The following is a 14,496-nucleotide window of genomic DNA, read 5'->3' as shown; positions in this document are numbered from 1 at the left end:
GCAAGGTAGCCGCCGCCACGCGCCTCCGCGCCGGCCGTCAGAACACGGGGACCTGTGACCGTGTCCCCGTGGGCACCGTACCGCCCACCACGTTCAACACCGGGTCGCGATCGTTGGAGGCCCCGGCGTACTTCACCTGGCCGTCCATGTTCACGTCCTCGCGCCGGTACTGGCCGCTCAGGACGGCTGTGGGCACCGTGCCGCCGATCGCCGTCAGGATCGGGTCACGGTCGTTGGAGCTGCCGGTGTACTTCACCACCTTGTCGCCGCTCACATCGCCCATCGGCAGCAGGCGCTTCCCGCTCGCGGTCACGCTCACCGCCACCATGTTCAGTTGCGTGGTGCCGGGGTACAGGATGTCGATGGTGGTGGGGCCGTTGCCGAAGGGCTGCGACGCGAAGTTGATCACCGCCAGGTGGTTGCGATGCCGCACGGCCACCTTGTAGGAGCCCCGCGCCACACGCAGGGTCAGCAGCGTATCGCCCGTGGTGCTGATCACGCGGCCGTTGCGGCGCACCAGCGCCGGCATGCTCTGCACCAGGGTGCCCGGCATGCCCCCCTGGCGCACCTCCACCACCACCCAGTCCACGATGGCCGTGGGGCCCGTGGTGGTGAAGAAGGAGGACGGCACGCTCAGCGGGGTGTTGTTGAACACGTAGCTGTAGCCCAGCGCCGTGTAGGGTTCGGTGAGCGGCAGCAGGCCTTGGGCGCGCAGGTCATCGCGCATCAACCCGGAGCTCTCGTTCCACGCGCCCTGCAGCCCGGCGAACAGGCGCACGCTCGGCGGTGGAATGTAGCAGCTGCTCCCCATGGTGCACAGGGCAGGCGTGAAGCCGAAGTTGCCCGGTGACAGGTTCAGCGCGGGCGGCATGTTGGGCAGGCAGGTGAACAGGCTCCCGGTGCACGTCATGAAGTTCAGGTTCTGGGGCAGCCACGGCAGACAGGGCAACTGGGTATTGGTCATGCTCAGGCTGAGCAGGCCTGCGGGAAGCTCCACGATGCCGTTGGTGAGGGGATTGCTGCTGAGCGTGAGCTGCGTGATGACCGATCCGCTCAGGTCCACGGTGTGGATCAGATTGTGGCCCACGTCCAACGATTGCATGTTCGCTGGCAGGGCGGCCGCATGCAAGGTGGTGAGCTGGTTGTAGGGGGCGTGCAAGCCGCCTCCGAAAAAGAACGCTACGTCCGGGAGGCCTGTGAGCGCATTGTTCGATACATCCAAGTAGTACAGCTGGAGCCCCGCGAGGCCGGGGGCGTTCCCGGTGAGGCCGTTGTACGCCAACCTTACCGCGGCCAGCGTGATCGGGGGCGTACCCGTGAACGACGCGATCTGGTTGTTGTCCCCGTTGAAGCTCGAGAGCGCGCATGAACTGCACCAGGTCAAGGAGCTCAGCTGGTTGCCTTGCACGTACAGGGCCTGAATGCTGTTGGGCACGAGGGCGTCCATGAACAGGGTGCCGCTCAACTGGCAGCTGCTCAAGGACACGAGCAACACGTTGGGCGGGGTGTACACACCGCTGTTCGGAATGGGGTTATTATCAGCGTAGAGGCCTTGCGCGTTCGCGAATGCCTGAACGCCGTTCAGGTCGGCGATGCCACTGTTCTGCAGATACAGTTCCGTGGCGGCCTGCACGCCAGGATGGTTCTCGTCCACGAAGTTGCCCACCAGAGCCCCCGGGTAGTTCGCCGCGATCCACGCGCGCAAGTTGGCATCGGGCACATTCCATAAGGCATGCACCGGAGCGGCTAGTAGCAGAACGGTCAGAACAGGGAGGCGCATGAGGCGGTGCATGGTGGTGCCATGACGTTCACCCACGGAAAAGGATGCCCGCGGATCGTTGCCCCCGTGTGGTTTCTTCAGATCCACTCGTGCCGGGAGCGCGCGCCTTGGAAGGCTGGAGGCTTGTGGCCGGAGGCCGGGGGCTGGCGGCTGGCGGCCTGTAGCCGGAGGCCGGGGCCTGGACCATCCTTCCCGACCTTTACCCCATGTCCGACGGCCTGTTCCCCATGACCGCCCAGACCATGTTCGGCCTGGAGGACCTCCTGGTGGCCGAGCTCGGGGCCATCGGTGCCCGCGACATCGAGAAGCACAACCGCGCCGTCACCTTCCGCGGCGATGAAGCGTGCATGTACCGCGCCAACTTCACCCTGCGCACCGCCCTCCGCATCCTGGTGCCCGTGCACGACTTCGGGCTCCGCAACGAGGAGGACCTCTACCGCGGCATCAAGGCCATGCCCTGGGAGCGTTACATGGACGTGGACGACACCCTGTCGGTGCACTGCACGCTCCATTCCGACCGCTTCACGCACTCGCAGTTCCTCGCCCTCAAGGCCAAGGACGCCATCGTGGACCGGTTCCGCGCGCGCTTCGGCCGCCGCCCCTCGGTGGACCTGGACAACGCCACCCTGCGCATCCACCTGCACATCCGCGGGGATGAATGCCTGGTCTCCCTGGACAGCAGCGGAGGCTCGCTGCACAAGCGCGGCTACCGCGACCACACCAACCTGGCCCCCATCAACGAGGTGCTCGCCGCGGGGCTGGTGCTCCTGTCCGGCTGGGACGGCCGCAGCAACCTGGTGGACCCCATGTGCGGCAGTGGCACCCTCCTCATCGAAGCGGCCATGATCGCCGGCCGCATCCCGCCCGGCATGCATCGTCCTCGCTTCGGCTTCGAACGCTGGAAGGGCTTTCAGCCGGACACCTGGCAGACCGTCCGCTCCGAGGCCCTGGCCCGCATCGATGCGCGGAACAAGCCGCTCATCCTGGGCGGCGAGCTCAGCCCCCACGTGGCCCGCAAGGCCGAGAGCAACATCGCCAGCGCCGGACTGAAGGACCGCATCCGCATCGTCAACCGGCCCTTCCAGGAGCTGGAACCGCCTGAAGGCGGCGGCACCCTGCTCCTCAACCCGCCCTACGGCGAGCGCATGGACAAGGACGAGGACATCAACGCCGTCTACGCCATGATCGGCGACACGCTCAAGAAGCGCTGGGCCGGGTGGACCGCCTGGATGATCACCAGCAACCTGGAGGCCGCCAAGCACGTCCACCTCACCCCCAGGCCGCGCATCAAGCTCTACAACGGCGCGCTCGAATGCCGCTTCATGCGCTACGAGATGTACAGCGGGACACGGCGGACCTTCGCCCCCGATCCGCCGCGGCCCTAGGCCATGCCGGACGGCGCTCCGCGCCTTACTCGAACAGGCTTCCGGGCTTCACGCTCGGCACCCGGCCCAGGTGGCGGTAGGCCCGCTCGGTGGCCAGGCGTCCGCGCGGCGTGCGCTGCAGGTAGCCCTCCATGATCAGGAAGGGCTCGTAGACCTCCTCGATGGTGCCGGCCTCCTCGCCCACCGCCGTGGCCACCGTGTTCAGCCCCACCGGCCCGCCGCCGAACTTGTCGATGATGGCCCCCAGGATCCGGTTGTCCATTTCGTCCAGCCCGTGCGCATCCACGTTCAAGGCCTTCAGCGCGTGCTGGGCAATGGCCAGCGTGATGGTGCCGTCGCCCTGGATCTGCGCGAAGTCGCGCACCCGCCGCAGCAGCGCGTTGGCGATCCGCGGGGTGCCGCGGCTGCGCCGCGCGATCTCAACCGCCGCCTCCTCGGCGATCGGCACGTTCAGCAGGCCCGCGCTCCGCTTCACGATGCCCGTCAGGGTGGGCGCGTCGTAGTAGTCCAGCCGGCTGTTGATGCCGAAGCGCGCCCGCAGCGGGGCCGTCAGCAGGCCGCTCCGCGTGGTGGCCCCCACCAGCGTAAAGGGGTTCAGCGCGATCTGCACCGTGCGCGCGTTCGGCCCCGCATCGATCACCAGGTCGATCCGGTAGTCCTCCATCGCGCTGTACAGGTACTCCTCGATCACCGGCGTCAACCGGTGGATCTCGTCGATGAAGAGCACATCGTGCGGCTCCAGGTTCGTCAGCAGCCCCGCCAGGTCGGCCGGCTTGTCCAGCACAGGGCCGCTGGTGATCCGGATGCCCACCCCCATCTCCGCCGCGATGATGTTGGCCAGCGTGGTCTTGCCCAGCCCCGGCGGGCCATGCAGCAGCACATGGTCCAGGGCCTCGCCCCGCTGCCGCGCCGCCTGTACGAACACCTTCAGGTTGTCCGTCACCGCCCGCTGACCGGCGAACTCGCCGAACTGCCGGGGGCGCAGCACCTGCTCCAGCTCCTTGTCGCTGGCGGCGCGCTGCTCCTGCCGGGGGTCGAAGGACGCGGGCATGGGGCGAAGGTAGATCGGCGGGGCGGGCACATGGTTCCATGCCGCAGTGGACGAGGCGGGCACATTTGCCCAAGTGCGCATCCCGCTGGGGCGGGACAAGTCGTGCTCATGTGCGCATGTGCCTGAACGCCAAGGGCCGCCCCGCGATCGCGAAGCGGCCCCTGACCCATGTTGTCCACAAGCCTATCGCGCCACCTTCACCGCCTTCTTCACCACGAAGCTGTCGTCGAGGTACAGCGTCACATGGTAGGTGCCGGGCGCCAGATCCGTGGTGGTCCAGTCGTGGGTGTAGGCACCGGCCTCCCGCACGGCCTCCTCCAGCACCTCCAGCCGCTTGCCACTGGCATCGCTCACCTCCAGCCGCGTGCGGCCCGGCGTGGCCACCGTGTAGCGCAGCTGCGTGTGGTCCGCCACAGGGTTGGGCACGATGAAAAGATCGGTGCGCAGGGCCTCTCCTGCACCTGCGTTCGCATCGCCGAAGCCTTGGCGAAGGCGTGCCCCCGCCCCTGCCCCTGGGCTCATGCTGCGCCCATCCGTGCTGCCGTGGGCCGCGCAGCAGCTCGCCAGGTCCTGCTGCACGGCCGCCAGTTGGTCCTGCAAGGTGCTGATGGTGGTCTGCTGCTCCTTGAAGGCCGCCACGAGCAACGGGATCATCGCCGTGTAATTGATGCCCTCCACATCCATTTCCGGATGCACCACATTGCCGAGGCTGTCCAGCTCAGCGGGGACTTTCGTGCTGCTCACGACGGCCGGGATCACCTGCGCCACTTCCTGCGCCATGAAGCCGTATTGCTGTCCGCTCGGGAGATACAATCGCGGATACTGAGCGCTTTGGTAGGTGTACGTCCGTGGCGCCAGCTGTCCCAGCAGATCGGCCGCATCCGGTCCTTCGATGTCCTCCACATTGGTCTTGATGTCGGCGTCCGAGAAGATGAAGGTCCCGTTGTTCCACATGCTGCCGGTGACCTGAACGCGGCCAGCGAAGTAGCCCGCCCAATGATTGGTGAGCGTATCGCCCACCTGGCCATACACCGCGATGTTGGTGCTTGAGGTCGCCCCATCCACCCGACTCCACACCCCATGGTTCGTGGAGCTGCTGCCTGTGCTGTACACGTAGGTCCGAACGCCGATGTTGTTCTGGCTTGACCCGGTGCCTTGAACATAGGTCTCCACGCCGCGGTTCGTCGCCGAGGTGCCTGTTCCGTAAGCCTCGAACTGTCCACCCCAGTTCTCTGCACTGGCGGCATTGTCCGTAGCGCGCGAGAAGACACCTCTGTTCTCATCGACCACGCCACCGGAGGCTACTGATGCATCAAGCGACAACGCCCTGTTCTGACCCACCTCACCGGAAGGATTCGCGAAACCCTCCATCCCATAGTTGTCCACAGAAGTGACCCCACTTGGCGTGAATGCGGTGCCTTGGATCCCAACGTTCCGATCTTCTCCGTTGGCCGCCTCGGCACGCACACCGATACAAGAGGCACCTGCACCATTTGTTCCCGTTGGGATCTCCGTGCGCACGAAAATACCTCGGTTGGACAAGCCGGAATGCGGGGTGTTCTCAATGACGTTGAGCTTCGTTCCACCCGCCGGGCTGTTCGTGCCGATCCCGACGTTATCCTCTCCATCCGGGCAGTCCGGGTCCGACGCGCCCACCGCCGTCCACAGGTGGTTGGGGTTCGGATTGGCGCCCATGGTCCATTCGCAATTATCCGGTAGCGCCGCGATGTTCTGCCAGCCCAGCACCCCATCTTCGTTCACCACCACATACTTGTCCGCGGTGTCCATCACCGCCTCGTTCGGCAACTGGCGGATCCGCACCCGACCGTCAACCACGTCCACCCGCTCTTCGGGTTCAGTGATGGTCGGGTCGGACAGATTGGCCGCGTAGAAGTCACCGATGCCCACATTCACCTCATCCGGCGTCACCGGACACAGCCGCATGCCTTCCAAACCTTCTTCGCTGTAGGCCCCGGAAGCGCTGGAGCTGCTGTAGCCGCTGGTGAACAGGAAGCGCAAGCGGTCCGGGCCGTACCAGGTGGCCGGGTTGTCGCTCCAGTGGATCACCATGTCCGTCTTGTCGCTGGCGTTCGCCTTCTGCCCCACGTAGCTGTGGTCGCTGTTGCCCGTGAGCGTCATGCCCACGTTCATCCAGGGCCGGTCGCTGCTGGTCTGGGCGTTGTTGGTGGCCGCCGCCAGATGCAGCAGGCTGTACGGCCCGTTGGCCCCGCTCAGGAAGTTGGCGATGTCCGGGCTCAGCAACATCCACCCGTTCGCCGTCTTGGCCCCAAAGCTGGAGTTCACCACGTAGCTCTCCGTCGGGTTCAGTTCCACCCGTTGGATGCTATCCGTCCAGAACTCGATCTCATGGTTGCCGTTGTGGCGCACTTCCAGGGGCATGGTGGTGGAGCCGTTCCAGCCGGAATAATCACCAGGTCCACCCAAATTTCCAAGCGTAGTCGCTTGCGCTCCGACGCGCTGCGCCGTAAGCAAGCACACACCGCACAAGGCATGTGCAAGAAATACCTTCGTTCTCATGTCCTTTCGTTTATCAGCTGTTTCCGAAAGGACCGGGGTGATGCTCCCTAATCCGCTACAACGAACTTTCTTACTTCCAACCTTCCCGCAGTTTCCAAGCGCATGATGTAGGCGCCGCGTGGCCATGTACGCACATCCACCGCCCAATGACCGTTCAGCGCCCTGCCCTGCGCTATGGCACGCCCCAGCGCATCCAGCACCTGGTATTCCACACCGGTGCGACCGGCAATGAACAGCTGGTCGCTCGCCGGGTTCGGGAACAGGATCCCGCTTTCCTCCTGCACCTCTTCCACGTCCTGTCCTAGATCACAACCGTCCGGGTTTGGCGATACGCACACAGCATCGATCAGCGTATAGCCCCTGGGATACCAGGGGAACACGGAATCCGGATCAGCGAAGTGTACCGTATCGGTAAGCGCGTTGCTGAAGAAATTGCCCATCATCAGGTAGGTGTAAGCGCTGTCGGCCACGAAACTGCCGCTCACCAAGGTCCAGCCCACGGTATCGGCCAGTACCTGGGTACGTAACACATGAGCCGTGTTCAACGGTGCCGGGTAAGCATCGCCTTGGTACCAATGACGATCGTACGTGGTGAAGAGCATGCCGATGTTATTACTGGCCAGCCAGATCTGCGGGTATTGCGCGTTGCCACCAAAACCCGCATTGGCCCTGAAGCTGCAGTAGTAGGTCTGCCCTACCACCAAGGGTTCCAACAAAGGCACCATGGCCCATTCTCGCTGCTGCTCCACACCGCTTTGATAGTAGGTATAGAGTCCGATGCACGATCCACCCTCGAAAGGTTCTTGGTAGGTGAATGCATTCATCGGTAATCCATTCGCACCGCCATTGTTACAGGCCTGCAATCGGTCGAAGTGAAGGTAGGCACTGTACCAATCCTCAAGGCCACCCGGGCCCAAGGTGGTAACACAGGTATCCGTCTCTTCGAACCCCGCATTCGGAATCAGGTTCTGGGTGTGCGCAGTATTGGTTGTGCAGAACACCGCCGCCATAAGCGCCACCGCATGCATGAAACCATGCTTCGTGTAGGCCGTGTAGGTGGTGTTCATCGCGTTCGTTGTTCGTATCGGCCGGGAGCATCATCCCGGTCCTCTTCCGCTCCGTTCAAGCCCTTGTCCGTCGCGGGTTGCGGCAAGGCTCCGCTGGTAGACCGTGTCTGCACGGCCTGGTGCTGCCTGGTGGGCTCTGCGGGTGCACCCTATCTTTGTGCTAGCTCCTGTTCATCTTCTTTCGCGAGTTGGTGGGACATGAGTGACCAAAGCCCTCGGTGTTCACGCGCCGGGGGCTTCTTCGTGGGGGGTAGTGGCCAGGCCAGCTACCTTCATCGTTCGGGGTTGTGTCGGCCTGTCCGGCCACAGGCCTCCAGCCTCCAGCCGCCAGCATCCGGCCACAAGCCGTTCGCTTGCGGCGCACGCCGACATCGGCGATCCGTCCGGTTCGCATCCACGTATGCGCGTGTTCAAAGCAGGCATGACAGGTCGAATATAGTCGACAGTGAGCGGGTTGGTGCCCTCGGTTGAAAACTTCACGTGGGCTTTACAGGGGGGGACGCAACTGAAGGGATCTCCTTCAATCGTCTTCGCGAGCAAGGCTCTGCAGGCGAAGCGAACTCCCCGATAGAGATCGGATCACTGGCCAGGGAGATCGCCACGCCGGCCCTGCGGGACCGGCTCGCGATGACGGATAGGAAGGAGATCGCCACGCATCCCTTCGGGCTGCTCGTGATGACGTTGAGGATGGAGATCGCCACACCGGCCCTGCGGGACCGGCTCGCGATGACGGTTAGGATGGGCTCCGCGTCCTCTGCTCCTCTGCGTGAGTTTGTGGACACCGCTGCCCTCAGGCCGGCTCATCGGGCTCCCGAGTCCCTCCACTCCGTTGGCCTCGCCGAAGACCCTGTCGAAGGCGTATTTCCTGGCTCTTGGCTCTTCCTCCTTGCTCCTTCCTCCTTCGCCAGCCTCCCTCACCGCCGCAGGTCCTCCATCACCTCGCGGGTGAAGAGCCGCAGGCCCAGCTGGTAGATCGGCGCCGTCAGCTGCTCGTCCAGGCCCTTGCTGCGGGCCACCAGGCGGTAGCCCCAGCCCAGCTGGAAGGCGGCGTAGCGCCAGAACCGGTACTGCACCGTCATCAGCGGCTCGTACACCCACAGCGTGGTGCGTTGCAGCGGCTGGCGGTCGCCGGCCAGGTCCTCGAACATCAGGGACCCGCGCCCCACCCCCACCTGCACAGGGATCGCCATGGACCAACGGCGGCGCTGCAGGAAGGTGTAGCTGAAGTAGGGGGCCACGTAGCCCAGGCGAAGTCGCGTCGGCACCACCCGCTCGGCACCCGCCTCCCACACGGCCCTGTCCTGCTCCACCTGCGTCAGCAGGAACTGATAGCCCAGCCCGTAGCGCAGGCGCCCGCCGTGCTCCAGCCCCACGCGCACACCCGCCACGGTCACCCCCCGGTTGCTGATGAAGGAGCCCCGCGTGTCCACCCCCAGGTTCCAGCGCGGCCGCAGGTGCAGGAAGTGGCCCAGGCTGTCCAGCAGCTGCGCCGGTGCGGCCAGGGGCAGGAGCAGGAGCAAAGGCAGGATCCGCGCGCGCATCGGGGCAAAAAAGCGGAATGTCCGCCACCAAAGGTGCGGACATTCCCAAGCGATCACCGGCCGGATCAGCCGTGCTCCTCCTCCTCGCCGTGCTCCAGCGGCACGGTCTGCGGCACGAAGTCCTCCGCCTTGCCCGGCTTGCTGTAGTCGTAGGGCCAGCGGTGCACGGTGGGGATGGCGCCGGGCCAGTTGCCGTGGATGTGCTCCACCGGCGTGGTCCACTCCAGGCTGTTGCCCTTCCACGGGTTCTGCACCGCCTTGGGGCCGCGGAACACGCTGTAGAAGAAGTTGTAGAGGAAGAGGATCTGCGCCAGCGCGCCCAGGATGGCGAAGATGGTCACAAGCACGTTGAGGTCCACCACGCCGTTGAACATCGGGAACTCCGTGTAGCTGTAGTAGCGGCGCGGGGCCCCGGCCAGGCCGATGAAGTGCATGGGGAAGAACACCCCGAAGGCAGCCACGAAGGTGAGCCAGAAGTGCGCGTAGCCCAGCTTGGTGTTCATCATCCTCCCGTACATCTTGGGGAACCAGTGGTAGACGCCGGCGAACATGCCGAAGATGGCGCTCATGCCCATCACGATGTGGAAGTGCGCCACCACGAAGTAGGTGTCGTGCACGTTGATGTCCAGCGCGCTGTCGGCCAGGATGATGCCCGTGAGGCCGCCCGCGATGAAGGTGGCCACCAGGCCGATGCTGAACAGCATGGCCGGGCTCATCACCAGGTTGCCGCGCCACAGGGTGGTGAGGTAGTTGAACACCTTCACCGCGCTGGGGATGGCGATCAGCAGGGTGGTGAACACGAACACCGAGCCCAGGAAGGGGTTCATGCCCGTGATGAACATGTGGTGGCCCCACACGATGAAGCTCAGGAAGCCGATCGCCAGGATGGACCCGATCATCGCGCGGTAGCCGAAGATGGGCTTGCGCGCATTGGTGGCGATCACCTCCGAGGTGATGCCCAACGCCGGCAGCAGCACGATGTACACCTCCGGGTGACCCAGGAACCAGAACAGGTGCTGGAACAGGATCGGGCTTCCGCCCACGTGGTCCAGCGCCTCACCGGCCACGTGGATCTCGCTGAGGTAGAAGCTGGTGCCCAGGCTGCGGTCCATCAGCAGCAGCAGCGCCGCGCTCAGCAGCACCGGGAAGCTCAGGATGCCCACCACCGCGGTCACGAAGAAGGCCCAGATGGTCAGCGGCAGACGGGTCATCTTCATGCCCTTGGTGCGCAGGTTCAGCACGGTCACCACGTAGTTGAGGCTGCCCAACAGCGAGCTGGCGATGAAGATGGCCATGCTCACCAGCCACAGCGTCATGCCCGCGCCCGATCCGGGGATCGCCTGCGGCAGGGCGCTCAGCGGGGGGTACACCGTCCATCCCGAGCTGGCCGGACCGCCCTCCACGAACAAGGAGGCCAGCATCAGCACACTGCTCAGGAAGAAGAACCAGTAGCTCAGCATGTTCAGGAAGCCGCTGGCCATGTCCCGCGCGCCCACCTGCAGGGGGATCAGCAGGTTGCTGAAGGTGCCGCTCAGGCCGCCCGTGAGCACGAAGAACACCATGATGGTGCCGTGGATGGTCACCAGGCCCAGGTACATGTTGGGGTCCAGCACGCCGTTCGGCGCCCACTTCTCGCCCAGGAAGAAACTGGTGAAGGCGAAGCTCTCGCCCGGCCAGGCCAGCTGCAGGCGGAAGATGACCGACATGATCACCGCCACCACTGCCATGATGATGGCCGTGATCAGGAACTGCTTGCTGATCATCTTGTGGTCCTGCGAGAAGACGTACTTCGACACGAAGCTCTCCTCGTGGTGATGATGCGCGTGGTGCGCGTGCCCGGCGTGGGCGTGGGGGGCGGTGGCTACGGATCCCATGGTTCGTCGGGTCGTCGGTTCAGGGCTTCAGGGCGGCGGTGGCGGAGGCCGGGGCGGCGGTGCTGTCCGCCGGGGCGGCCGTGCTGTCGGCAGGGGCCGCAGCGGCGGGGGCAGCGGGGGCGGCCGCCATCGGCGGGGCTTGGAAGGGCTTCTTGCGCGCCTCGGCGTACCAGGCGTCGTAGGTGCCCTGATCCTCCACCACCAGCGGCATCTGCATGTTGTAGTGGCTGGCGCCGCAGATCTTGTTGCACAGCAGGATGAAGTCGAAGGTCTCGTCCTTCATCACCAGGCGCATGCTGTCGGTGCTGATCGTGGGCACCATCTTGAAGGTCGTCGTCATGCCCGGCACTGCGTTCATCTGGGCCCGCATGTGCGGGATGTAGGCGCTGTGGATCACGTCGCGGCTGCGGATCAACAGGTTCACCTCCTTGCGCAGCGGCAGGTGGAACTCCTTGATCACCACGTCATCGGCCCCGTGGGCGTACACGCTGGCGTCGCCCTTCTCGGCGATGTCCTGCTCCATCATCGTGCGCAGGTTCACGATGCGGCCGGCCTGGCGTTCGATCTTGGCGATCGCCGCATGGAACTCGGCCACCTTCGCATCCGGCAGGATGGCGTGCTGCAGGGTGGAGTCGATCTCGGCCTTGTCCGCCGCCAGCTCCGCCAACCGCTTGGCGATGCTCTCCTTGGTGACGATGCCCAGCGGGTTGTCCCCGTTGATCAGGCGGAAATCCGTGGCGCCCAGGATGCCGTCCTCCCCGGGGTAGCGGGCGGTCCAGTCGAACTGCTTGGCGTAAAGCTCCACCTGCAGCGCGTCGGGCGAGGCCGGACCGGTGATGTCCTGCCAGGTGCGCAGACCGAAGATGATGATCACCGCCAGGAAGGCCGCCGGCACGATCGTCCAGATCAGCTCCAGCTTGTTGTTGTGCGCGTAGTAGTAGGCCTTGCGGTCGGCTCGGTAGGCGTACTTGCCGGCGAACCAGAACAGCAGGGTGTTGGTGATGAAGAAGACGATGAAGAGGATCAACCAGTTGAAGTTCAGCAGGGCGTCCAGCGCCACGCCGTGCTCACTGGCGGCCACCGGCAGCATCTTGTCGCCATAGGCCCACATCAGCCAGAGGAAGAAGGCGTAATACGCCAGCATGAACACGTACCACAGGTTGGCGTTCATCCGGTTGTCGGCCGGGGAGATGTCCTCCTCCCGTTTGCCGCGCAGCTTGGAGGTCAGTTCATAGACCCGCGCCAGCTGGGCCACCGCCAGGATGGCCAGCACCAGGACCAGGAGGATCAGCAGCTTCGTCATCGTTCGCCTATTGGAATACCCTCAGGGGCGGGTGTTTGTTCGTCAGATGGAATGGTGCACGGCCTCTTCCAGGTAGGGATGCTGTACGGGGGCCAGCGGCGCCTTGGTGAGGGTGGTGAGCACGGTGTGGATCAGCAGGCCCAGGAAGGCCAGGAACATGCCCACCTCCAGCAGGCCGACCCCGTGGAAGTGGTGGCCGAGTGCGCCGGGCATCACGATCTGGATCACGTCCAGCCAGTGGCCGATGAAGATCACCGCGCCCACGCCGATCAGGAAACGCGGGTTGCGCTTCGCATCACGGCTCATCAGCAGCACCATGGGCACCGCGAAGTTGATGAAGAACATGGTCCACAGCAGCCCGGGGTGGTGATCGATCCGCGATTGGAACCAGGTGACCTCCTCGGGGATGTTGGCGTACCAGATGAGCATGAACTGGCTGAACCACAGGTAGCTCCACAGGAAGCTGATGGCGAAGACCCACTTGCCCATGTCGTGGATGTGGCTGTTGTTCACCTGGGGCAGGTAGCCCTTGCGGCGCAGGTACAGCACCAGCACCACCGCGGTGATCATGGCGCTCACCCACATGCCGCTGAACACGTACCAGCCGAACAGGGTGCTGAACCAGTGCGCATCGATGCTCATCAGCCAGTCCCACGCCAGGATGCTGCTGAACACCGCGAAGAGCACGAGGAACAGGGCCCCGCGGCGGTACATCAGCAGGTGGCGCTTCACCAGGGCCTCGCCGCTCAGTTCGTCCAGTGCCAGGCTCTGCTTGCGGAACCAGCGGGCGAACAGGATGAAGGTGGCCATGTAGGCGATGGCGCGCACCCAGAAGAAGGGCAGGTTCAGGAAGGAACTCTTGCCGGCGATCAACGCGTCGTAGTGCTCGGCGTTCGTCGGGTCGGTCACGCGCGGGTCCATCCAGTGCCAGATGTGATGCAGACCAAGACTTCCGGCGGCCAGGCACAGCAGCACCACGCCCGCCCCGATCGGTAAAAAGCCCAGGATGCCCTCGTACACCCGCTTCACCATCACGCTCCACGCGGTCTCGGTGGCGTTCTGCAGGGCGTAGAAGAACAGGGTGCCCAGGGCGATGCCGAAGAAGAAGAAGCCGTTGACGAAGAGGCTCGCCCAGGTGCGCTGGTGGTGGTCGGTGTGGTCACCGAGGATGCCGATGACGGCGGCCACGGCGCCGATGACCATCAACGCCATGCTGATGGTGCGGGCCCGTTTGCTGAAGGTGAAGTTCATCGCTGATCCGTGTTCGTCCGGGTTCACTTGGCGGCGGTGGCGGTGCTGTCGGCGGCGGGCGTCGGCGTGTCGCGCGTGAGCTTGCCGCCGTTCTGCAGGAACTGCACGTAGCGCGTCACCTGCCAGCGCTCCTCCTTGTTCAGCTGACCGGCATGGCTGCCCATGGCCACGTTCTTGCCATACACCAGGCTGTGGAAGATCTTGCCTTCGGGCAGGTCCTTCAGTGCGGCGGTGTAGCTGGGCGGCTGCGGGTAGTTGCCGTTCTTCACCACGCTGCCATCGCCCTCGCCCTTGGCGCCATGGCAGTGCTGGCAGAACTTGTCGTACACCACCTTGCCCTGGTCCACCACGGCCTGCGTCATGGGCAGGGGGCACTTCAGCTCCAGGCCGGCCTGCTCATACCCCTCGGGCGTGCCCGGATACGGATACGGGAAGTTGAACGCCGCCTTGGCGGGGTCCATGCTGAAGGGCACCGTGCCGGCCACCGGCAGACGGGCGCTCTGGGTGGAGCGCTGGGCCTCGGCCTTCTCATTGCCCACGTAATAGGGGTCCTGGCCGGGGTCCACATAGGCCTCCACGGCCGGGCTGCGGTACATGTCGGGCATGTACTCGATGCCGGGGCTGTTGGGGTCGCCTCCGCACGACGGCAGCAGGGCCGCGGCGAGCAGGGCGGGAACGAGGGTGATCGGGTGCGGCTTGCGCATGG

The 14,496-nt window shown here is 65.0% G+C and carries 10 protein-coding genes; 1 reads left to right on the top strand and 9 read right to left on the bottom strand.

Annotation, left to right across the window (positions count from 1 at the left end; translation table 11 throughout):
- Window positions 1-37: 37 nt before the first annotated feature.
- Window positions 38-1,780: a hypothetical protein gene (locus IPM49_13315; protein ID MBK9275499.1), complete on the bottom strand. Its 1,743-nt coding sequence runs from the start codon at window positions 1,778-1,780 to the stop codon at window positions 38-40.
- Between the two features lie 227 nt (window positions 1,781-2,007).
- Here IPM49_13315 and IPM49_13310 point away from each other — a divergent pair, with 227 nt between their 5' ends.
- A complete protein-coding gene (locus IPM49_13310; protein ID MBK9275498.1) occupies window positions 2,008-3,165 on the top strand; it encodes a class I SAM-dependent RNA methyltransferase in 1,158 nt (385 codons plus the stop codon).
- A gap of 25 nt (window positions 3,166-3,190) precedes the next feature.
- On the opposite strand, the gene ruvB is transcribed toward IPM49_13310, so the two are convergent.
- From ruvB to IPM49_13270, 8 genes are all read right to left on the bottom strand, one after another.
- Window positions 3,191-4,216: a Holliday junction branch migration DNA helicase RuvB gene (gene ruvB / locus IPM49_13305; GenBank protein ID MBK9275497.1), complete on the bottom strand. Its 1,026-nt coding sequence runs from the start codon at window positions 4,214-4,216 to the stop codon at window positions 3,191-3,193.
- 183 nt (window positions 4,217-4,399) lie between these two features.
- Window positions 4,400-6,616 carry a tail fiber domain-containing protein gene (locus IPM49_13300; GenBank protein MBK9275496.1) on the bottom strand — a complete coding sequence of 739 codons (2,217 nt, stop codon included), beginning with the start codon at window positions 6,614-6,616 and terminating at the stop codon, window positions 4,400-4,402.
- A gap of 185 nt (window positions 6,617-6,801) precedes the next feature.
- A complete protein-coding gene (locus IPM49_13295) occupies window positions 6,802-7,821 on the bottom strand; it encodes a T9SS type A sorting domain-containing protein (GenBank protein ID MBK9275495.1) in 1,020 nt (339 codons plus the stop codon).
- A gap of 914 nt (window positions 7,822-8,735) precedes the next feature.
- A complete protein-coding gene (locus tag IPM49_13290) occupies window positions 8,736-9,362 on the bottom strand; it encodes a hypothetical protein (GenBank protein MBK9275494.1) in 627 nt (208 codons plus the stop codon).
- 65 nt (window positions 9,363-9,427) lie between these two features.
- Complete coding sequence (locus IPM49_13285; GenBank protein ID MBK9275493.1) at window positions 9,428-11,236, bottom strand: cbb3-type cytochrome c oxidase subunit I; 1,809 nt, start codon at window positions 11,234-11,236, stop codon at window positions 9,428-9,430.
- A 19-nt stretch (window positions 11,237-11,255) separates the two neighbouring features.
- A complete protein-coding gene (locus tag IPM49_13280; GenBank protein MBK9275492.1) occupies window positions 11,256-12,539 on the bottom strand; it encodes a cytochrome c oxidase subunit II in 1,284 nt (427 codons plus the stop codon).
- A 42-nt stretch (window positions 12,540-12,581) separates the two neighbouring features.
- Window positions 12,582-13,742, bottom strand: a complete 1,161-nt coding sequence (locus IPM49_13275; protein MBK9275491.1) for a quinol:cytochrome C oxidoreductase — start codon at window positions 13,740-13,742, stop codon at window positions 12,582-12,584.
- Window positions 13,743-13,813: 71 nt separating this feature from the next.
- Window positions 13,814-14,494 (bottom strand): cytochrome c, encoded by a 681-nt coding sequence (locus IPM49_13270; protein MBK9275490.1) that lies wholly within the window; start codon window positions 14,492-14,494, stop codon window positions 13,814-13,816.
- Window positions 14,495-14,496: the final 2 nt, after the last annotated feature.

It is taken from the genome of Flavobacteriales bacterium, assembly GCA_016715895.1.
Taxonomy (GTDB): domain Bacteria; phylum Bacteroidota; class Bacteroidia; order Flavobacteriales_F; family PHOS-HE28; genus PHOS-HE28.
The sequence above is the reverse complement of the archived record's forward strand: the minus strand, read 5'-3'. Positions and strand labels throughout refer to the sequence as shown.